19 protein-coding genes are annotated in these 20,360 nt (G+C 48.2%); 9 read left to right on the forward strand and 10 right to left on the reverse strand.

Annotation, left to right across the window (positions count from 1 at the left end; all coding sequences use genetic code 11):
- Positions 1-142: 142 nt before the first annotated feature.
- The gene (locus tag PUN32_RS06395) at positions 143-1,027 is read right to left on the reverse strand and encodes a D-hexose-6-phosphate mutarotase (RefSeq protein WP_274722303.1); all 885 of its coding nucleotides are present in this window, start codon (positions 1,025-1,027) and stop codon (positions 143-145) included.
- 263 nt (positions 1,028-1,290) lie between these two features.
- Positions 1,291-2,286 (reverse strand): type I glyceraldehyde-3-phosphate dehydrogenase, encoded by a 996-nt coding sequence (gap, locus tag PUN32_RS06400; protein ID WP_166013271.1) that lies wholly within the window; start codon positions 2,284-2,286, stop codon positions 1,291-1,293.
- A 336-nt stretch (positions 2,287-2,622) separates the two neighbouring features.
- On the opposite strand from gap, the gene msrB reads away from it, so the two are divergent.
- Entirely contained in the window at positions 2,623-3,027 is a 405-nt protein-coding gene (gene msrB / locus PUN32_RS06405) for a peptide-methionine (R)-S-oxide reductase MsrB (RefSeq protein WP_274722304.1), read from the forward strand.
- Positions 3,028-3,073: 46 nt separating this feature from the next.
- Here msrB and PUN32_RS06410 read toward each other — a convergent pair whose 3' ends face one another.
- The 4 genes from PUN32_RS06410 to purU all read right to left on the reverse strand — a co-directional run bounded on the left by PUN32_RS06410 (position 3,074) and on the right by purU (position 7,959).
- Positions 3,074-3,889: a DUF2989 domain-containing protein gene (locus PUN32_RS06410; RefSeq protein ID WP_274722305.1), complete on the reverse strand. Its 816-nt coding sequence runs from the start codon at positions 3,887-3,889 to the stop codon at positions 3,074-3,076.
- 52 nt (positions 3,890-3,941) lie between these two features.
- A complete protein-coding gene (ansA, locus tag PUN32_RS06415) occupies positions 3,942-4,955 on the reverse strand; it encodes an asparaginase (RefSeq protein WP_274722306.1) in 1,014 nt (337 codons plus the stop codon).
- Positions 4,956-5,071: 116 nt separating this feature from the next.
- Positions 5,072-6,922 (reverse strand): signal peptide peptidase SppA, encoded by a 1,851-nt coding sequence (gene sppA, locus PUN32_RS06420; RefSeq protein ID WP_274722307.1) that lies wholly within the window; start codon positions 6,920-6,922, stop codon positions 5,072-5,074.
- A gap of 203 nt (positions 6,923-7,125) precedes the next feature.
- The gene (gene purU / locus PUN32_RS06425; RefSeq protein ID WP_274722308.1) at positions 7,126-7,959 is read right to left on the reverse strand and encodes a formyltetrahydrofolate deformylase; all 834 of its coding nucleotides are present in this window, start codon (positions 7,957-7,959) and stop codon (positions 7,126-7,128) included.
- A 267-nt stretch (positions 7,960-8,226) separates the two neighbouring features.
- Here purU and PUN32_RS06430 point away from each other — a divergent pair, with 267 nt between their 5' ends.
- The 7 genes from PUN32_RS06430 (at position 8,227) to rnd (ending at position 15,639) form a co-directional block, all read left to right on the forward strand.
- A complete protein-coding gene (locus PUN32_RS06430; protein ID WP_166013265.1) occupies positions 8,227-8,430 on the forward strand; it encodes a hypothetical protein in 204 nt (67 codons plus the stop codon).
- Between the two features lie 91 nt (positions 8,431-8,521).
- Entirely contained in the window at positions 8,522-10,429 is a 1,908-nt protein-coding gene (locus PUN32_RS06435; protein WP_274722309.1) for an ATP-dependent DNA helicase, read from the forward strand.
- A gap of 129 nt (positions 10,430-10,558) precedes the next feature.
- The gene (gene tsaB, locus PUN32_RS06440; protein WP_274722310.1) at positions 10,559-11,281 is read left to right on the forward strand and encodes a tRNA (adenosine(37)-N6)-threonylcarbamoyltransferase complex dimerization subunit type 1 TsaB; all 723 of its coding nucleotides are present in this window, start codon (positions 10,559-10,561) and stop codon (positions 11,279-11,281) included.
- A 62-nt stretch (positions 11,282-11,343) separates the two neighbouring features.
- On the forward strand, positions 11,344-11,649 hold the full coding sequence (locus tag PUN32_RS06445) for a chromosome partitioning protein ParA (protein WP_274722311.1): 306 nt from the start codon (positions 11,344-11,346) through the stop codon (positions 11,647-11,649).
- A 16-nt stretch (positions 11,650-11,665) separates the two neighbouring features.
- Positions 11,666-12,223, forward strand: coding sequence for a Slp family lipoprotein (locus tag PUN32_RS06450; protein WP_274722312.1), 558 nt, complete (start codon positions 11,666-11,668; stop codon positions 12,221-12,223).
- A gap of 491 nt (positions 12,224-12,714) precedes the next feature.
- Positions 12,715-14,415 (forward strand): long-chain-fatty-acid--CoA ligase FadD, encoded by a 1,701-nt coding sequence (gene fadD / locus PUN32_RS06455; RefSeq protein WP_274722313.1) that lies wholly within the window; start codon positions 12,715-12,717, stop codon positions 14,413-14,415.
- Between the two features lie 108 nt (positions 14,416-14,523).
- Positions 14,524-15,639, forward strand: a complete 1,116-nt coding sequence (gene rnd, locus PUN32_RS06460; protein ID WP_274722314.1) for a ribonuclease D — start codon at positions 14,524-14,526, stop codon at positions 15,637-15,639.
- On the opposite strand, the gene rrtA is transcribed toward rnd, so the two are convergent.
- The gene (gene rrtA / locus PUN32_RS06465; protein ID WP_274722315.1) at positions 15,601-16,182 is read right to left on the reverse strand and encodes a rhombosortase; all 582 of its coding nucleotides are present in this window, start codon (positions 16,180-16,182) and stop codon (positions 15,601-15,603) included. The genes rnd and rrtA overlap by 39 nt on opposite strands.
- A gap of 3 nt (positions 16,183-16,185) precedes the next feature.
- On the opposite strand from rrtA, the gene PUN32_RS06470 reads away from it, so the two are divergent.
- Positions 16,186-16,788: a tRNA-uridine aminocarboxypropyltransferase gene (locus PUN32_RS06470; protein WP_274722316.1), complete on the forward strand. Its 603-nt coding sequence runs from the start codon at positions 16,186-16,188 to the stop codon at positions 16,786-16,788.
- Positions 16,789-16,891: 103 nt separating this feature from the next.
- On the opposite strand, the gene PUN32_RS06475 is transcribed toward PUN32_RS06470, so the two are convergent.
- The 3 genes from PUN32_RS06475 to PUN32_RS06485 all read right to left on the reverse strand — a co-directional run bounded on the left by PUN32_RS06475 (position 16,892) and on the right by PUN32_RS06485 (position 20,222).
- Entirely contained in the window at positions 16,892-18,217 is a 1,326-nt protein-coding gene (locus PUN32_RS06475; RefSeq protein WP_274722317.1) for an anti-phage deoxyguanosine triphosphatase, read from the reverse strand.
- Positions 18,218-18,288: 71 nt separating this feature from the next.
- The gene (gene yfbR, locus PUN32_RS06480) at positions 18,289-18,873 is read right to left on the reverse strand and encodes a 5'-deoxynucleotidase (protein ID WP_274722318.1); all 585 of its coding nucleotides are present in this window, start codon (positions 18,871-18,873) and stop codon (positions 18,289-18,291) included.
- A gap of 134 nt (positions 18,874-19,007) precedes the next feature.
- Positions 19,008-20,222 carry a pyridoxal phosphate-dependent aminotransferase gene (locus PUN32_RS06485; protein WP_274722319.1) on the reverse strand — a complete coding sequence of 405 codons (1,215 nt, stop codon included), beginning with the start codon at positions 20,220-20,222 and terminating at the stop codon, positions 19,008-19,010.
- Positions 20,223-20,360: the final 138 nt, after the last annotated feature.

Here is a 20,360-nt window from a genome sequence, read left to right on the forward strand (position 1 = left end):
TATGTTGAAAACGTAAATTAACGTGTAGGGCTACAACCGAAAAAGGTAACTGATTGAAAGAAAAGCAGTGTACGCGCTTTGGAAGGTTAAGTTCGTTTACAATAGCGTTAATTGCACTGCTTTTTAGGCGTTAGGCGAGTTTTTATTGTGCTGAAATGTGCGTGATTAATTGATAGCTTTGCCCCGGTTGTAAAGTTTTACCTGCGCTTAATGAGGGGGCGTGTAGGGTTGATTCAACACATAAGAAATGTCGATATCCTTCATCGTTCATATCGGCCATTGCTTGTGCACCTTGTAACCAAGGATTCCACACCACAGCACTATTATGGCCTTGATTTTCGATCATCACCTTGCGATTCAGTTGCGAGTCTTGAATAGTGACTAGTGCTTCAGGCTGGGTATAAACGCGATCTATCGCATCAGAGAGAGTCAGTGGCGCATGGCTAGAACAAATCAGGTTGTTTTGCAGGCTATCCATGTAAGTTGGGCCAATACCCGTGGTCTCGGTCTGTTGAATATCACCCACTTGAAGGTAGGAGTGCAGAGCGCCTGAAAATGTCCACGCTTGGTGATCGGTATTGGTAATATGCAGTGTTACTTTGAGGCTTGCTCCGATCTCAACTTGTAGACGCAGCTCAAATTGGTAGGGCCACAGTGCCAAGCTTTCACTCGTCACCGGTAATCCGAGCATTACTATCACACCTTGTTCATTTTCTCTATGCTCGATCAGTTGCCACTCTTGACTGCGGGCAAAACCATGTGCAGGGGCTGCAATGCGGCCAAACCAAGGCCAACAAATTGGGATACCACCGCGTAGCGCAGTTTTGCCATCAAAAATTGCTTGTGGGCTCATCCACAGCAGATCCGCTTGGCCTTGAGGTTGGAAGGAAATCACCTGTCCACCGTGTAACGAAATCGCCGCACTGGCTTTATCGTGCATAATCCGCACAATTTTTATTTGGTCTAGTTCTGCAATCGTAACGCAATCAGAGAGTACCGCAACGGTATTCAAAGCATGTAAATCCATCTTAATTTCCTTAAATCTGCATTTCAGCCGGATCTGAGATTGATATCGCCTTCCTACTTGAAGCGGCAGCGGTGTTCGTTCACTCCAATCACATAGTTTACCCATGCTCATGGGGACTTACTCACTTGTCGCCTAACTGCAACTCCAAGTTGTTGGGGTATAACATCAAGAGGTTCCAATATTGAATGACCAAATCCCAGATACCAAAAAGGCGACCCGAGAGTCGCCTTTTTGTCTAACGAATTTCTTCGCTAATCACCACATTACTTAGAGATGTGTGCGATCAGGTCAAGAACTTTGTTTGAGTAACCGATTTCGTTGTCGTACCAAGATACAACTTTAACGAAGTTATCAGTTAGCGCGATACCTGCTTTAGCATCGAATACAGAAGTTTGAACTTCACCGATGAAGTCTTGAGATACTACTGCATCTTCAGTGTAGCCTAGAACGCCTTTCAGTTCGCCTTCAGAAGCTGCTTTCATTGCTGCACAGATAGCTTCGTAAGATGCACCGTTCTTAAGGTTAACGGTTAGGTCAACTACAGAAACGTTGGCAGTTGGTACGCGGAAAGCCATACCAGTCAGTTTGCCGTTCAGTTCTGGAAGAACAACGCCTACTGCTTTCGCTGCGCCAGTTGAAGATGGGATGATGTTTTGAGAAGCACCACGACCACCGCGCCAGTCTTTCGCTGAAGGACCGTCAACAGTTTTTTGAGTTGCAGTTGTTGCGTGAACTGTAGTCATCAGGCCTGATACGATACCGAAGTTGTCGTTCAGTACTTTAGCGATAGGAGCTAGACAGTTAGTAGTACAAGAAGCGTTAGAAACGATATCTTGACCAGCGTAAGAAGCGTGGTTAACGCCCATTACGAACATTGGAGTCTTGTCTTTTGAAGGACCAGTCAGAACAACTTTCTTCGCACCAGCGGTGATGTGTTTACGAGCTGTTGCGTCGTCTAGGAATAGACCAGTTGCTTCAGCTACTACGTCAACACCGATTGCATCCCATTTCAGATCTTCTGGGTTACGTTCAGCAGTTACACGTACAGTTTTACCGTTAACGATCAGGTTACCGTCTTTAACTTCAACAGTACCGTTGAAACGGCCGTGAGTTGAGTCATATTTCAGCATGTACGCCATGTAATCTACGTCGATCAGGTCGTTAATACCTACAACTTCGATGTCATTGCGCTCTTGCGCTGCACGAAAAACGAAACGACCGATACGGCCAAAACCGTTAATACCAACTTTGATAGTCATTATAGTTGCTCCACAACTTAATTTCTGATTAAAGATAACTGGTAGTAAAATTACAGAATCCAGTTAAAAGCTGCAACAGATAATCGGGCTTAACTTGTTCAAAGTCAAAAAAAGCGCGGCTTTTTTTCACAATTGTTTGCAACTGATGAACTTTTAAACTTAGACCTGCGGGTTATGCCTACCAATTGGTGTTGCGTGTGGCGATATCTCCGTTCACACACATAACAAAATTGTACTTAAAAAGTGTAAAAAGTATGTGCTACATTGCTTGGCTTAGGCAAGTTATTTCACCAAGAAATGGTGATCTAAACGATAAATAATAAGGAAATCAACAGCGTGAAATTTACCTCAGAAAATCAGTGCAAGCCTGATGAATACTGGCGTGAGCAGTTAACCGAGCAGCAGTACCATATCTGCCGTCAGCAGGGAACAGAAGCGCCATTTTCCGGAATTTTGCTGCACAATAAAGAGACCGGTTTTTACCACTGTACTTGTTGTCAGACCGCACTGTTCAGTTCGGAAAATAAGTACGATTCAGGTTGTGGCTGGCCGAGTTTTGATGCACCGCTCAATCCACAAGCGATTCGTTATTTAAAGGATCTTACTCACGCTATGGTACGCACCGAAATCCGCTGTGCTGCCTGTGATAGCCACCTTGGTCATGTGTTTGAAGATGGCCCGAATACGACGGGGTTACGCTTTTGTGTTAATTCGGTGTCGTTAGTTTTCAACAAAAAGTGAATAAAGCGGTGAGTTTAGCACCGCTGATGTTGGTTTTTCCGACAATTCACAGCTCGGCAATGAGCGATTGTTTGTAGCTGCCATTACGCAGCGCTTTGGTGATGGTGTTAGCGATGCGATCCAGTTCAGCAAATTGCTGTGGATTAAACGGGTAGAGCCGTTTCATTTCTGCCGCTGAGGCAACCGCGACTCCAAACTCTTTGCTCACCATTGCCCACACATACGCCTGTTTTGGATTATGCAATGCATGATAATTACTGGCTAACGCTTGCAAGATCTCCACATTACGTGGTTTGCCATTACCCAGTTCTAGCGATCGATGCAACAGTTGCACTGTTTTGGCTTTGTCGCGATCGGTATAAAACGTAGCCAGTGCGTATTGCATTTCGGCGGTTTCGAGCGCGGGTTGGCCTTCGAGCTGCAAAAATGCCCGGCGAGCATGGTTATCACCAATTTGACTCCATAAAAAATAGAGTGCTGCGGGCGAATTGGATTGTCTGAGTTTGGCGACAATCCGCTCTTGATCTTGGGTCGCATTGATCAACGCATTAAAGCGATTCTCTTTGAGTTTGGCTTGGTCAATTACTTGGATCTGCGAAGCGAGCTCAAGGCATTGTTGATAGGTGCTGACCAATTGATATTCTTTGATGATCTTATCATCACTTGGTGATTTCAAAATTTCAAAACGATGCCAAATCAGGTCAGTGCGCGGAATACGGCATTGTCCATCACCGAGATTAAGCTGCTCACAGCGCAGGTTGGGGTTATCAGTACACAGTTTTTCGGTATTGTTACGATTCTCGAAACAGCCATTGAGCAGAGTTAGGCTAGCGACGAGCAGTAGCGGTTTAGTCAAATTCATGATATCGACCTGTGATCAAATACACTGATTTATTGGGTTATGGTTGACGAAACTAAAGCGTCATCTCACCACGCAGTACCTGTTGCATCCGAGTTTTCACCTCTTGATAAGACAGATTTTGGCTGAGCAGATAGTGCAGTTTGGCCAGTGCCGCTTCTGGCGTCATATCATAACCGCTGATCACCCCGGCATCGGCCAGCGCACAACCGGTGGCATAACCACCCATGTTCACTTTGCCTGCGAGACACTGGGTCAGATTGACCACCAATACCCCACGCTCTGAAGCCGCTTTCAACTGAGCCAGCAGTTGTGGGTTTTGTGGTGCATTACCTACGCCAAAGGTGAGTAGAATCATGGCATTCACCGGTTGGAGCAAAGTATTGCGGATCACCTCATGAGAAATACCTGGGTACATGGTGATCACTCCAATCGGTTGTGGCGTGATGGCGTTGACTTTAAATGCGCCGCTGGGTTTTTCATCCACTTTGACATTGGCACTGAGCTCAATATTGATCCCTGCTTCAAGCAATGGTGGCAGGTTTGGTGAACTAAACGCGCTAAAGCCATCGGCGTGTGATTTACGGCTCCGGTTGCCACGCATGAGACGATTGTTAAAAAATAGCGTGACTTCATTGATCGGGTAGTTGGCGGCAATATGCAATGCATTCAGTAGGTTAGCTTGGCCATCAGATCGCAGATCTGCAAGGGGGATCTGTGAGCCTGTTACAATTACTGGCTTCGCTAAATTTTCAAACATAAATGACAGGGCTGAGGCGGTGTAAGCCATGGTATCCGTACCGTGCAGGATCACAAAACCATCATAGTTGTCGTAGTTGGCGGCAATATCGTCGGCGATAATTTGCCAATCGGTCGGGGTCATGTCCGAAGAGTCGATTAACGGATCATACTCATGGATAGTAAACAGTGGCATTTCGGGGCGGTGAAATTCCGGCATCCCAGCGAGCTGTTTTTCCATAAATCCTGCTACAGGTACGTAGCCGTGGTCGGATTTTTTCATGCCAATGGTGCCGCCAGTATAGGCGATATAAATATGTTTTCTGGCCATTGCGAGAAATCACTCAGTGTAGGGAACAGTGCGGCGATTATAGCGAAAACTCTTGCAATAAAAAGAGGCGCTTCGAGTAAAGCGCCTCGCTAGATCAAGGGATGTGACCGAATAGACTATTCAACTTGGCAGGGCAAACAGAACGCATACTGCCCTTTAGGATCATTCAGTTGATTAAGTAAGTGGGTTTGTTGTTGCCACTCACCGAGCAAAGGTTGCAGTGATTTAGGCCACAGAGCGGCAATATCCAAACCCGCATTAATCCGTACTTGACCAAGTAGGTCTTGTAAAAATTGCTGGATAGGGCTCAATGGCTCTTCCACCCAATACAGGTTGTATTGCTCAAGCTTGGCCAGATCGGCGGCGAGGCGCACCGCGTCGTCAAAATCGCCCAACTGATCGATCAAGCCGAGATTTAGCGCATCTTGTGCGGTCCACACTCGGCCTTGAGCAATCTCATCCACGGCTTGGATGCTCAGTCCACGCTTTTCGGCCACCAGCGAAATAAAGCGTTGATAACCATGCTCAATACCCAGTTGAATTGCCTCTTTCGCCCCTTGGGTTAACCCTGTGGTTAAGCCTTGTCCTGCAAATGGCGTCGTACCCACTCCATCGGTATAGATACCAAGCTGGTTAAGCCCTTTTTCAAAGGTGGTGATCACGCTAAAAATACCAATCGAACCGGTAAGGGTAGTGGGTTGGGCGACGATTTTATCGGCGCTCATCGAAATCCAGTACCCGCCTGAGGCGGCAAGGCTTGACATGGAAACCACCACGGGTTTGCCTGCGGCTTGTAGCGCTTCCATCTCATTGCGGATCACTTCGGAGGCAAAAGCACTGCCTCCCGGGCTATCGACGCGTAATACGACCGCTTTGATATTGTTGTCGTTGCGCGCTTCACGCAGCAATCCAGCGACGGTATCGCCGCCGATGCTGCCACGCGGTTGTGAACCATCCATAATCGCGCCACTGGCGACTACCACGGCGATATCGTTAGCAGCATTATTCTGAGCTGGCTTGATGCTCGTTTGGTATTCGTAGTAGCTGATCGCGTTATAGCTCTCTTTACCATCACTGCCAAAAGTTTGGCTTAACGCTTGGCGCATTTGCTGACGGGTTGCCAATTCATCGACTAAGCCAACTTGTTGTGACAGTGCGGCTAAATCTCCGCCGACCGCTTTCAACTGTGCAACAAACTCATCCATGCTTGGGGTTAGCGCAGTGATCTCAATTTGGCGATTGCTCGCTACATCATCGAGATAGGCGCTCCATAGCTGAGTTAACCAACGTGAGGCGGATTCACGCGCTTCATCGGACATATCATCGCGGATAAAAGGCTCAATCGCGGATTTGTAGGTGCCGACTCGGAAGACATGCGTGGAGACCTCTAATTTCTCCAGCAAGGTTTTGTAATACATCGAGTAAGCACTGTAGCCTTTGAGCAGCACAGCACCATCTGGCGCGAGGTAAATTTTGTCGGCATAGCTGGCGAGGTAATATTGGCTCTGATTGTAAAAATCTCCTACCGCATAGACCGGTTTGCCGGACGATTTAAACTCGTTGATCGCTTTGGCGATGTAGCGCAGTTTGGTCAAATTGGTTTCTGGCATATCGGCCAGTGCCAACACTAATCCTGTGATTTTGGTGTCATTTTTCGCATGGCGTAGGGTTTCAACAATATCAAATAACACGTTTTCACGTGGTAATTCATCGCCAAACGCGCTGCCGGCAAAAGAATCCATCGCTTTAAATTGTGACTTTTGCTCCACAATCGGCCCAGAGAGATTGAGCACTAAAGCGGAGGATTGATTGAGGCTGGGCAGTGGAGCATCGGCTTGGGTATAAATAAAATAAATGATGCCAATGGTCAGTAGGAAAAAAAGATTAGTCAGTGCCAGCCTGATAAAGGTAAGGGTTTTCCAGATCCCTTTTAACAACAAACCAACAAAACGAAATAGTGATTTCATGGTGTCTCCAGACCAATAGAGTGCCCAGCACTCCAAGCTTCAGATGTATAATGCCTATTCACACAATGCAGCACATCCTACGTTATCTGATCAGGGCAAACAACCGTAACCTTACTCGTTGTTTCATTAATGTAAAAATATTTACCCACCACCAAGAGCGAATAGCATTGTCCGGTGATGGGGAGGCGCTTATTGATAAGCTACTACAAAATCACGGTTTTATTACCATGGACAAAGACATGGTCGTTGAGCACTTTATTGAGTGCTTTGCTCAGCACATTTTTCTCAACATCATGCCCAGCTTGCGCCATATCTTCGGCATTGAATGTGTGGTCAACCGGGATCACATCTTGCTTAATGATTGGTCCTTCATCGAGATCATTGGTAACAAAGTGGGCGGTAGCACCAATGATTTTCACTCCGCGCTGGTAAGCTTGCTGATATGGTTTAGCGCCAATGAATGCAGGTAAAAAACTGTGGTGGATATTGATGATCTTATGGTGAAATTGTTCCACAAAAGCTGGGGTGAGTACGCGCATGTACTTAGCGAGCACCAGATAATCCGGTTGATATTGGTTAATCACCGCTAATAATTGCTGCTCGTGCTGCTCTCGAGACAACCCCTCATGGGACACGCAGTGATAAGGGATCTCAAAGCGCTCGGTTAAACGCTGTAAGCTATCGTAATTGCCGATCACTGCGGCAATCTCAACATCTAAACTGCCATCGTAGTTTTTGATCAGAATATCGCCCAGACAGTGTGCTTCTTTGGTCACCAGAATGACCACTCGCTTACGTGTCGAGTCGATCAGAGTACGTTTAGCGCCTTCTGGCAGTGCGTGATCGAGGTCAGCCAGCAGCGTTGTATCGTTGAAATAACCTTCCAACTCGGTACGCATGAAAAAATGACTGCTGGCATTGTCGACAAATTCATTGTTATGAATGATATTGAGTTGATGCTTGTAACAAATATTGGTGATCTTAGCGATCAGTCCCGGCGCATCAGGGCAATGCGTCAGCAAGGTTTTTCTTTCCATTAATAACTACTTCCATGCAAAAATAAATATCCCCTAGTTACGACTAGAAGCCACATGATGACTTAGCGCAATCTCCTAATGGGGTAGTGCAAATCTTTGATTGTAAAAAACCAATCGGTGCTAGCTGAATGGTGATGCAGCCCGCAATCGCGTACCTATAATTAATCTATTATCAAAATAGATTCAATCGGTTTAGCCAAGCAATACACAGGTTTATCAGCGATTGCATCGTGATTTTCTTATTATTAAGAGTAGTAGGGTGGTGGTATGGATAAAGAACTTCTTGCACGTAAGTTGTATGTTGAGCGAGTTGAAGCGCTGCTTGGCGCTCAGTCACTGAATGAGAATATGTTAGAAGAAATGTGGCAGCATCGTACCTCTCCAGGGGATGCCGCTAAAGCGCTGACCAATAGCCCCATTTCTGCTGGTGAGCGACCCGCTTGGTTGGCTCGTTATCTGCATCGCAACTAATACTTACTGTGTGGTGCGCGTGAGATTGTCATTCGCACCACTGTCAAAAACCTGCCATAATCGCGCCATTTCCGTTGCACACTGAACTGGCATGATTGAAAAAACCTTCTCTCAGCAAGGCGCATTAGGCCAAGCGATCCCTGGCTTTCAACCGCGACAACCACAAGTCGATATGGCCAAAGCAGTGGCCAGCGCGATTGCTCACCAAACTCAATTAGTGGTGGAAGCGGGTACCGGCACCGGTAAAACCTTCGCCTATCTGGTTCCTGCTTTGTTGAGTGGCAAAAAGGTGATCATCAGTACCGGTTCAAAAAACCTGCAAGAGCAACTTTTTCACCGCGATTTACCCTTGATGGTCAGTGCATTAGGCTTTTTTGGCCAAGTGGCGCTGCTGAAAGGGCGAGCCAACTATCTATGTCTTGACCGTTTAAGTCGGCAAATGATCGAAAGTCATACTCCCGAAGCTGATCCGGCACTACTCACTCAGTTGGTCAAGGTACGCAGTTGGGCATCGAGTACCCAAAGTGGCGATTTAGGTGAATGCGATGATTTGGCCGAAGATAGCCCTGTGATTGCGACAATTACCTCAACCAATGACAATTGTTTAGGTAAAGAGTGTCCGAGTTATCAAGAGTGTTTTGTGTCCAAAGCGCGGCGGCGCGCTATGGAGGCCGATGTAGTGGTGGTTAATCATCACCTCTTTTTGGCCGATCTGGCGATCAAAGAAACCGGATTTGGTGAGTTAATTCCCGAAGCAGAAGTGTTTATTTTCGACGAAGCCCATCAATTGCCGGATATTGCCAGCCAATATTTTGGTCAATCGGTATCGAGTCGCCAAGTGCAAGAACTGGCGAAAGATATTGAACTGGGTTATCGCAGCGAAGCGAAAGATATGCGTCAACTGCAAAAAGTCGCCGATAAGCTGCGCCAAGCGGCGATGGATTTGCGGATCATGCTCGGTGAATCAGGCTTTCGCGGTAACTGGCGTGAAGTGCTGCAAACCCCCAGTGTGGCCAGAGAAATTGCTCGGCTCAATGAAGCGCTGCAATTTGCGTTGGATGTGCTCAAATTGGCGTTAGGACGCAGTCAACTGCTTGATACCGCCTTTGAGCGCGCGACACTGATCTTAGGCCGCATTCGCCGCGTGTGCGATGTGTCGATTACCGGATATTCTTACTGGTATGACACCACGCCCCGCCATTTTAGCTTACATATTACCCCGCTTTCGGTGGCGGATAAGTTTCGTGAGCAGATGGCCATTAAAGAAGGGGCTTGGATATTTACCTCCGCTACGCTGGCGGTTAACGACGATTTTAGCCATTTTACTCAACGCTTAGGATTAACGCCCAGCGCGCACTTTTCACTAGTCAGCCCGTTTGATTATCAAACACAAGCGGTGCTTTGTGTGCCACGTTATCTGCCGGAGCCCAATAGCCCTGGGCTGGCGGATAAACTGGTGCGCATGCTGGCCCCAGTGATTGAACATAACCAAGGGCGCTGTTTCTTTTTGTGCACCTCGCACAGCATGATGCGTGAGTTAGGTGAGCGTTTTCGATCTCGTTTAAGCTTGCCAGTGTTAATGCAGGGGGAAACCAGTAAGCAAAAAACCTTGGCTGAATTTATGGAGTTGGGTAATGCACTGTTGGTGGCTACGGGCGCGTTCTGGGAAGGGATCGACGTGCGAGGCGATGCGCTCAGTTGTGTTATCATCGACAAACTGCCGTTTACCGCTCCTGATGATCCACTGTTGAAAGCGCGGATTGAAGATTGTCGTTTGCGTGGTGGTGATCCATTTGCGGAGGTACAACTGCCGGAAGCTGTGATCACCCTTAAACAGGGGGTCGGACGTTTGATCCGCGATCAACATGATAAAGGGGCGTTGATCATCTGTGATAATCGGCTGGTGACCCGTGATTATGGTGGGGTGTTCCTCGCCAGTTTACCGCCGATCCCTCGCACACGGGATCTGGACATAGTCACCACTTTTCTACAACAATGAGCGGTGGCTAGCCTTAGCGGTGCATCATCCTTTATCATTCAATCATCAATTTGCTGCTAGGCTAATTCATTACTGCTGCCATTGATGAACCACAACATTAGTCATCACTGCAATTATTTAGAGAGATTCATGAGCGTAAAAATTCTCGCCTTAGATACCGCCACCGAGCGATGTTCTGTTGCCTTATTAGTCGGTAATACGGTTTATTCACGCAGCGAAATCGCGCCACGTGATCACACCAAAAAAGTATTGCCAATGGTGGATGAAGTCCTTAAAGAAGCCGGCATCACACTTGCCGAATTGGATGCTTTGGCGTTTGGTCGTGGTCCAGGTAGCTTTACTGGAGTACGGATCGGCATTGGTATCGCGCAAGGCTTGGCTTTTGGTGCGGATCTGCCGATGATTGGTATTTCAACTTTAGCGGCCATGGCGCAAGCGGCGTATCGCTTACAGGGCATGACTCATGTTGCCAGCGCGATTGATGCGCGGATGGAAGAAGTGTACTGGGGGCGCTATGTGCGTCAAGCCGATGGTAGTTGGCAAGGGGTGGAAGCGGAGTGCGTGATTGCTCCTGCGCAGTTAGCCACCACACTGCTACTAGATGAGCAAGTCGTTAACGATGAGCCGATGTGGGGGCAAGCGGGTACGGGTTGGGCCGCTTACCCAATGCTGGAAAGCTTGCCGCTGCAAATGCAAGCTTGTGATGTGCTCTACCCAGATGCGCAAGACATGGTGTATTTGGCTCAGTTTGAATTAGCACAAGGCAATACGTTCAGTGTTGAACAAGCGAGCCCAGTTTATTTGCGTGATACGGTGGCATGGAAAAAATTGCCTGGCCGCGAATCATTGTAGCATCGTAGCGAGGCACACTGATTGAGTGTTGCTACACTCAGTCAGTGAGCGATAGGAACAGTATGGTTGCAATTAATGGATTACCTTTGCCGCGTTTGCCTAGTACTAACAAAACGGGCAAGGTCGGCAAAAAGGGTCAGGTTAGCCAAAGTGAGAGTGGTAGCCGCGTAGCTTCGACCAGTAAAGTGGCTAACGCGGTGGCAGAGTCGATCCGCTATGTCGATCCGCTGCAGATTGATCGTGCGCAAGTGCACTATGATTTGCCAGCAGGGCAGGCGAGAAAAGCGCTGGAAGAGTATCTGGATGTGATGAACCAAGCGCGTAAAGAGGAACTTGCTCAGTTACTTGGGGTCGATATTTACATCTAACCATAGGATAAAATCGATGCAAAGAGATGTTGTAAAACCACTGATACTGCTCGGCGCACTATTGCTTAGCGCCTGTGTTAGCTTGTCGCCAGAGCTTGGTGATTCCGATGATAAAAGTATTGTGACCCAATATTCGGTTTGGTTGGATCTTGATCCGGCGATGCAGTCTACCGTGCGAATGGGCGGTGTGATCGCGAGTATCAGCAATCAACAAGATCGTACTCGAGTCGAATTGGTCAATCTGCCGATCGATAGCTCAGGCCGACCAGATCTGCAGCAAGATCCACAAGGTCGCTTTGTCGCTTATGTCGCCGGGTTTTTAGACCCGATCACGTTTGCGGAAGGGCGGCTCATGACAGTGTACGGCACCACGGCGGAGCCTGAGCAAGGTAAAGTCGGTGACTATGAGCAGCGTTATCCGGTGATCAGCGTGCAGGGCTATCGCTTGTGGCGGGTTGAAGAGCGAGTACAACTGGATGAGTTTGGCTCTTATATGTTCCCGTGTCGTGGCTTTTATTGTGGGCCGCGTTCGATGCAAGAACGCGAAGGTAAGATCATTCAACAAGTCAAATAAAGCGGGTTGTTCGAACTAAGCGGTCGAATTGGACTTGTTGCCCGAGGTTTGGCCAACGTTTCGGCTGACAAGATGGCCTCTGCTTTCGCTATTTGCTCAACTTATCACCAAAAAACCAAGCGGATTGGTCATTCGCTTGGTGCTTTTATCGCAAATTGTTATAGTGCCGCCTTTCTTGAGTGGGCGGTCAAATCTGGGCCGCGCGCTCTGAACTGGTCAGATCGAGTGCTACACATCGGTAGCAATCTTTATGCGCTCAGCTTTGTGAGTTGATTCTCGCCACTGCACCAGTATCCAATATACGCTAAGTCATTGATCTTCCACCTATGAGGTGCGGCATAGATGATTGGCTTAGTTAACAAAATTTAAACCCGTGCTTGAGGCTTCCGTGCTCAACCACTGCGGCTATGCTGTAATAGCGAAGCATGTTTATGTGACCGCTGTATGACCAATCATAAAAATAGCGTCAGCCAATAACGAGGAGTATTACCGTGGATAAACCCTGGCTTTCATGTTATCCGAAAGACGTTCCGGAAACCATCAACCCTGATCAGTACCTCTCTCTGGTCGAAATGTTTGAGCAATCAGTACAGAAGTACGCCGATCAGCCTGCATTTATGAATATGGGCGCGGTGATGACGTTTCGTAAACTGGAAGAACGCAGCCGAGCTTTTGCCGCCTATTTGCAAAATGAACTGAAGCTCAAACAGGGTGATCGGGTTGCACTGATGATGCCGAACCTGCTGCAGTATCCGGTGGCACTGTTGGGTATTTTACGTGCAGGTATGATCGCAGTGAACGTCAACCCACTGTATACGCCACGTGAGTTAGAGCATCAATTAAATGATGCCGATGCGCGCGCTATCGTGATCGTCTCCAATTTTGCCAATACCTTAGAGCAGATTGTCGCCAAGACCAAGGTTAAGCATGTCGTGTTAACCAGTTTGGGACAAATGCTGCCACGCGCCAAAGGCACGCTGGTTGATTTTGTGGTTAAGTATGTAAAAGGTATGGTGCCGAAATACGATCTGCCTGGTGCGATTTCTATGCGTAAAGCGCTGTATAAAGGCCGTCGTTTACAGTACGTCAAACCGATGATGTCGGGGGATGATATTGCGTTTCTTCAATATACCGGTGGTACAACCGGAGTGGCGAAAGGTGCGGTACTGACTCATCGCAACATGGTCGCTAACGTGCTGCAAGCCAAAGGTGCCTATGGCCCTGTATTGCAAGAAGGGCGCGAGTTGGTGGTGACGGCGCTGCCGCTTTACCATGTATTTGCTCTCACCGTAAACTGTTTGCTGTTTATTGAAATGGGCGGACGCAACTTACTGATCACCAACCCACGTGATATTCCGGGCTTTGTCAAAGAGCTGCAAAAATACCCATTTACCGCAATTACTGGGGTCAATACTCTGTTTAATGCGCTGGTCAATAATGAAGACTTCCACGAGCTGGATTTCAAACACATGAAGCTGGCTGTGGGCGGAGGCATGGCGGTACAGCGTGCTGTTGCGGAACGTTGGAAAAAGACTACCGGTGTTCATTTGCTTGAAGGTTATGGCTTAACTGAGTGTTCACCACTGGTCACCGGTAATCCGTACAATTTGAGTGATTATACTGGCGCGATTGGTTTACCGGTGCCTTCTACTGAAGTACGAATTGTGGATGATGAAGGCAACGTGCTGGCCAACGATCAAGTGGGTGAGCTGCAAGTACGCGGACCACAAGTGATGCAAGGCTACTGGCAACGTCCCGAAGCGACTAAAGAGGTACTCAGTGAGGACGGTTGGTTAGCGACCGGTGATATTGTTAAATTTGATGAGCAAGGCTTGCTCTACCTGGTTGACCGCAAAAAAGACATGATTCTGGTCTCTGGATTTAACGTTTATCCGAATGAAATTGAAGATGTGGTTGCGCTGCACGGCAAAGTGTTGGAAGTCGCCGCGATTGGTCAACCAAATGATGTGGCGGGCGAACTGGTCAAAATTTATGTGGTTAAACGCGATCCTAGCCTGAGCAAAGATGAGTTAATTAGTCATTGCCGCCAATATTTGACCGGCTATAAAGTGCCTAAACAGGTCGAATTCCGCGATGAACTGCCAAAAACTAACGTCGGTAAAATTCTGCGTCGGGTGCTGCGTGAAGAAAATGACGCACAATTATCGGCACAAGCACAGCAAAACGCATAAGCTTGATTGATCCGGTGTGTTTCTAATATCAGAATGCCGGCGGTGATTGCCGGCATTCTGCTTTCAAAAGAGGATGCACTTCTTTTGCACAACAACAGCGAGTTATCTGTGAATTATCAAATTATTACCCAACTTAGCGATTTACAACGCGTTTGCCTTGCCGCGCGTGATGCGGATGTGGTGATGCTGGATACCGAATTTGTCCGCACCCGCACTTTCTTCCCGCAATTGGGGCTGATCCAGATGTTTGATGGCGAAAATTTATCGCTGATTGATCCGCTGGCGATCGCTGAGATGACCCCATTGGTCGAGCTATTACAAGACACTTCGGTGTTAAAAGTGCTGCACGCCTGTGGTGAAGATTTGGAAGTGTTTCAAAATGCGTTTGGTTGCACACCATTCCCGATGGTGGATACCCAAATTATGGCGGCATTTTTAGGTTATGGACTATCGACAGGATTTGCCGCGTTAGTGCAAGATCAACTGCAAGTCGAACTAGATAAAAGTGAATCACGCACCGATTGGTTAGCGCGGCCATTGAGCGAAAAACAGATGGCTTACGCTGCGGCGGACGTTTTTTATCTATTACCGATGTACGAGCAGTTAGTGGCGCGAGTCACCCAAGCGGGTTGGTGGGATGCTGCATTGCAAGAGAGTGAACAGCAAGTCGCCAAGCGGATAAAAGTCAGCAATCCGGAGCTGGCATATCTAGACATTAAAGCGGCGTGGCAGCTTAAACCGAAAGAGCTCGCCATTCTTAAACCACTTGCCACTTGGCGTTATCAGGAAGCGGTCAAACGCGATTTGGCGCTTAACTTCGTGATTAAAGAAGCCGATTTATTAACCATCGCACGTTTAGCACTACGCAGCCCGAAACTAATGGAAGAACAAGGGGTGGATCCTCATGCTATCCGCCGCCATAGCAGCAAAATTATTGCCATGGTTAAAGCTGCGCGTGAGACACCGGCAGAGGCCTATCCGCCAGAAATTGTACCGATTATGGAATACCCGGGCTACAAGCAACTGTTCAAACGTTTGAAAGATGAAGTGAAGAATGTGTCGCACAGCAGTGGATTAGCCAGCGAGTTTTTGGCTTCCAAAAAGCAGCTTAATCAACTGCTGAGCTGGGTATGGAAGCACGATCGCGATCCAGAACGTTTACCCGATTTGATGCAAGGTTGGCGTTTACCGCTGCTTGGTGAAAAACTGAATCAATTGGTGTAATTGACATTTACCGCGCGCAACATGGTAGCCACTCAGTGCTAATCCGCTGACTAAACCGGCCAAATGTGCCTCAGTAGCAACTTGCGCGCCAATCAATTCAGCGGTGCTGGCTGAGGCACCAAACCCTAACTCCCATACCACTTTTGCGATCACGCCGATCACCAACCATCGACTGCTGGTGCGGCCTGCGAACACTTCGTTAAGTGCGTAGTAGGCAAATAAACCATGCAAGGTGCCAGATAGTCCGACATACCAGTGAATGTTAGACAGCAAGATCAGCGTACCGACCGCGAGGCTGATCAGGGTGATTGGGATAAGCAGTTGGCGGACACAGGGTTTAAATAGTCCGCAGATCAGCCACAACGCAGCAAGGTTCATTGCCCAGTGTGCAAAGTTGGTGTGGGCGAAATTTCCTGTTAGGATGCGCCACCATTGACCTTGTTGAATCGCGCTTAACTGCCACTGGGTCAGCTCATGCAGTGGTGGCCATTGCAGAGTTAAACTTAATAGGCTGATAGCCAATAGCAGCAGGTAAAGATTCACAGCATGTCCCGTTATTGTTCCGAGTGTGGTAAAGCGCGTAAAGCGTGTTTGTGTTCATCGATTGTCGCCTTAGACAGTGCGGTCGAGCTTATCATTCTTCAACATCCTACGGAACAAAAGCGACCACTGGGTAGCGCGCGGATCTTAAGTTTATCGTTGGCGAATTGTCGGCTGTGGGTGGGCGAGGATTTTCGCCAGCATGCAGAGCTAAACCAACTGCTGGCGGAGCCAGAAGTAGATCATTTTGTGCTGTACCCTAGCCATCAGGCGCAAGATTGCACTTTGCTGACGCGAGATCCGCAGCGCAAACAGCGCGTGATCCTACTCGATGGCACTTGGAAAAAAGCCTACAAAATGTGGCAGATCAATACTCAGTTACACCAGTTAGCCAGCTTACGTTTACCTACTGAGTTGATTGGCCAGTATCGGATCCGCAAAGCGCCAAGCGCAACCGCACTCTCCACCGTCGAAGCGGGTTATTATCTGCTGCAGCACTGGGAGCCGGAGCGAGATTTTTCACCGCTACTGAGTGCGTTTCAGCACATGATCCAATATCAGATTGAGCAGATACCCGCAGAGATCTTCGCGCAAAATTATCGCTCGTGACGCTGATGACCAGTGATGACGATGGTGAGTTTCTATTATCGCCCGTTGCCATTTTCTATCGCTCGTTACTGACGGTCCGTTACTGAGCGGGGGCGTCGCGCGTTCAATAATGGCTGTGGGCTGAGAATAATTGCTGATGCAGTCGCTGCGCGTAGGCATCGGTCATCGCGGCGATATAATCGCAGATCACGCGCATGCCTTGCTGCTGTGATTGGGCATGCCGCCATTTTTCTCCGGTGGCTTGTGGTAACAAACGTTCAGGATCGGCACTCAAAGCCTCAAACAGATCCATGATCAACTGCTGACCTTTGTATTCAAAGCGCTGCACTTGTGGAATTTGGATCACGAATTGGCTGACAAAGTGTTTCAGCACTTCCAGTGCGCTGGCCATGTGTGGCTCAATATAAGCATTAAATGCCAACAGCTCATTATGAAATGGTGCCTCAACCGGTTTGACGCTAATACTGGTCAGCAGCGCGTTGACAATCCCGCCAATCGCATCTTTGCGTACATAATGTTTGCCGCAAAACAGCATATCACTGAGCTTGGCAATGTGCGCTTCAAACCAAGCATCACCACATTCCGCTAGCTGAGCGGCCGCCGCTTCTTGCCACTGGCTGCGGGTTACCATGCCAAGGACAATCGCATCTTCCAGATCATGCACCCCATAAGCGATGTCATCCGCCAGCTCCATAATCGAACAATCGAGCGATTTAAAGCGGGTTTTACGATGTTGATTCGCCGCGTTTGGCAGATCGCGCATCTGGCCGATCCGTTGGCGATCGCTTGCGGTTAATGGGGCAAATACCCAATCCAAACTTGACTTATCACACTCATAAATGCCTTTCGCTGGAGCCCAATCTTTAGCTTTCAATTGACGTTGGTGGGCCACTGCGACTGGAGAAGTGGCGGCACGAGTGGCACTCAGTAGCGCAGGATATTTTAGCAGCCCAAGCACGGTGCGGCGTGAAAGGTTCATGCCGTGGTGTTCGGTATAAGGCTCTAAGCTAGTGACGATGCGAAACGTTTGGGCATTGCCTTCAAAGCCGCCGTGATCACGCATCATATAATTAAGAGCGATTTCACCGCCATGCCCATACGGCGGATGACCAATATCGTGGGCGAGACACAGTGAATCAATCAAGCTGTCAGAGGGAAGTAGCTCTGCAAACTCTGGTTGCTTTAGCTGGATCTGCGCAACAATACCGGTGCCGATTTGTGCGGCCTCCAAGGAATGGGTGAGGCGAGTGCGATGAAAGTCATTGAGGTTAGTGCCGTGTACTTGAGTTTTGGCTTGTAAGCGCCGAAAAGCCGCCGAATGCAGAATGCGCGCGCGATCGCGTTGATAAGGCGTGCGGTGATCATCACGGCGAATTTTGTGCTCATCGTTATTACGGGCTAACCATTCTGGGCTCAGGGATACTTGCATCGCATTACTCCTTGCACGAACTTTCTTTTACTTACAATACCTTAACTGACTACGGTTTAACTTAGCGTGGCTTAACTGATTTCGTCCAGCGTTAATTCAAAACTCGGTGCGAAGGTGTGTAAAAAGTAAGCCATTTCAGGACTATGCCGTTCACGTAACGTTACATCGAGACGCTTTTTGGCTTGGGCATATTCATGGTTGCCGGCGCTGAGTTCTTCAAGGCATTTTAAATAAGCACAAATGGCATCCGCTTGTTTGACGATCGCGCTCTCTTGCGGATCCGCGGCATTAGAGATCAGAAATGGCCGAAACTCCGGCTGCAACTCCTCGGGCAGCATGCCTAATAAGCGCTGTTCGGCGGCGGCCTCGATTTTTTTGTATTCTTTAGCAATATCGGGGTTGTAGTACTTAATTGGGGTGGGGAGATCGCCGGTCAGCACTTCGCTGGTATCGTGATACATCGCCAGCAGAGCAATCCGTTCGGGGTTGAGTGAGCCGGCAAATTTCTGGTTTTTGATCACCGCCAGTGCATGCGCCACAAACGCGACTTGCAAGCTGTGTTCTGAGATATTTTCACGGGAGATCGAACGCATTAACGGCCAGCGTTGGATCAGTTTCATCCGTGCGAGATGGGCAAAAAAATGGCTTTCTGGCATAGCGAACACTTCCTTAGTGATGACAAGAGTATGGCAATAAAACACAGGCTCTGTTCAGTGTACTGATACAGAGCCTGTTTTGCCTACCTAAAACCGAAAGCGCTTAAGTTATCTGCTTGCGGTGGCAACATCGCTTATTGGTGATAGTTGGTAATAAAGCGCTCGAAACGGCCAATCGCAATTTCGAGATCTTCAACGTGTGGCAGGGTGACGATCCTGAAGTGGTCTGGTCGTGGCCAGTTAAAGCCGGAGCCTTGTACCAACAGTACTTTTTCTTGTATTAAGAAATCGAGCACCATTTTTTGATCATCTTTAATCGGGTACATCTTTAGATCAATTTTCGGGAACAGATACATTGCACCTTTTGGCTTAACGCAAGAGATACCCGGGATTTGGTTGATCAGTTCCCAAGCGCGATCGCGCTGCTCTAGCAAACGGCCACCGGGTAATATCAGCTCATTGATACTCTGATAGCCGCCGAGCGCGGTTTGAATCGCGTGTTGCATTGGCACATTGGCACATAACCGCATCGACGACAGCATATCTAAGCCAGCAATATAGCCTTGCGCATGCTGTTTGGGGCCGGTCAGAAACATCCAGCCGCCACGGAAACCACATACCCGATACGCTTTTGAGAGTCCATTGAAGGTTACGACCATCACATCGTCGGTTAAGGTTGCCACCGAGGTGTGTACCGCGCCGTCATACAGCACTTTGTCGTAAATTTCATCGGCAAAAATCATCAGCTTATGTTGGCGAGCAATCTCAATGATCTCCAACAGGAAATCACGGCTATACACGGCACCGGTTGGGTTATTGGGGTTGATCAGTACAATGCCGCGAGTTTTTTTGGTGATTTTGCTGCGAATATCATCCAGATCCGGATACCAATCCGCCTGCTCGTCACAGATATAGTGTACGGCGGTACCGCCAGACAAAGCCACTGCCGCAGTCCATAATGGGTAATCTGGTGCCGGGACCAGCATTTCGTCGCCATTATTGAGCAAAGCTTGCATCGCCATCACGATCAGCTCAGAAGCGCCGTTGCCGATGTAGACATCTTCGACATCCAAACTGCGGATGCCTTTTTTCTGGTAGTGCTGCACTACGGCTTTACGGGCGGAGTAAATGCCTTTTGAATCACAGTAACCTTGTGAAGTGGGTAAGTTGCGGATCACATCGACCAGGATCTCGTCTGGGGCATCGAAACCAAATGGGGCTGGGTTGCCGATATTCAATTTCAGTATTTTCTGCCCCTCTTCTTCCATGCGCTTAGCATGTTTAAGTACTGGTCCTCGAATGTCATAGCAGACATTATCGAGTTTTGACGACATCCCGATATTTTGCATTGTGATTTTCCTGAAAATAATCTGTTCTCTTGTCCAAACTACACTAACTTGCGATTTTTTAGAATAAAAATCTAAGTAGGTCACAATTTAACACGCAACACTAGGTTGACCGGATCACTTACGCTAGGAAAAGATACC

Source organism: Vibrio chanodichtyis, assembly GCF_028863985.1.
GTDB classification, from domain to species: domain Bacteria; phylum Pseudomonadota; class Gammaproteobacteria; order Enterobacterales; family Vibrionaceae; genus Vibrio; species Vibrio chanodichtyis.

Excerpts from the sequence above, each read along its gene's own strand:
- PUN32_RS06475 (WP_274722317.1), bottom strand. The coding sequence starts at position 18,217 with ATGCAAGTATCCCTGAGCCCAGAATGGTTAGCCCGTAATAACGATGAG.
- PUN32_RS06450 (WP_274722312.1), top strand. The coding sequence starts at position 11,666 with ATGCAAAGAGATGTTGTAAAACCACTGATACTGCTCGGCGCACTATTG.
- PUN32_RS06485 (WP_274722319.1), bottom strand. The coding sequence starts at position 20,222 with ATGCAAAATATCGGGATGTCGTCAAAACTCGATAATGTCTGCTATGAC.
- PUN32_RS06410 (WP_274722305.1), bottom strand. The coding sequence starts at position 3,889 with ATGAATTTGACTAAACCGCTACTGCTCGTCGCTAGCCTAACTCTGCTC.
- PUN32_RS06470 (WP_274722316.1), top strand. The coding sequence starts at position 16,186 with ATGTCCCGTTATTGTTCCGAGTGTGGTAAAGCGCGTAAAGCGTGTTTG.
- PUN32_RS06445 (WP_274722311.1), top strand. The coding sequence starts at position 11,344 with ATGGTTGCAATTAATGGATTACCTTTGCCGCGTTTGCCTAGTACTAAC.
- PUN32_RS06435 (WP_274722309.1), top strand. The coding sequence starts at position 8,522 with ATGATTGAAAAAACCTTCTCTCAGCAAGGCGCATTAGGCCAAGCGATC.
- PUN32_RS06395 (WP_274722303.1), bottom strand. The coding sequence starts at position 1,027 with ATGGATTTACATGCTTTGAATACCGTTGCGGTACTCTCTGATTGCGTT.
- purU (WP_274722308.1), bottom strand. The coding sequence starts at position 7,959 with ATGGAAAGAAAAACCTTGCTGACGCATTGCCCTGATGCGCCGGGACTG.
- PUN32_RS06430 (WP_166013265.1), top strand. The coding sequence starts at position 8,227 with ATGGATAAAGAACTTCTTGCACGTAAGTTGTATGTTGAGCGAGTTGAA.
- gap (WP_166013271.1), bottom strand. The coding sequence starts at position 2,286 with ATGACTATCAAAGTTGGTATTAACGGTTTTGGCCGTATCGGTCGTTTC.
- sppA (WP_274722307.1), bottom strand. The coding sequence starts at position 6,922 with ATGAAATCACTATTTCGTTTTGTTGGTTTGTTGTTAAAAGGGATCTGG.
- tsaB (WP_274722310.1), top strand. The coding sequence starts at position 10,559 with ATGAGCGTAAAAATTCTCGCCTTAGATACCGCCACCGAGCGATGTTCT.
- ansA (WP_274722306.1), bottom strand. The coding sequence starts at position 4,955 with ATGGCCAGAAAACATATTTATATCGCCTATACTGGCGGCACCATTGGC.
- yfbR (WP_274722318.1), bottom strand. The coding sequence starts at position 18,873 with ATGCCAGAAAGCCATTTTTTTGCCCATCTCGCACGGATGAAACTGATC.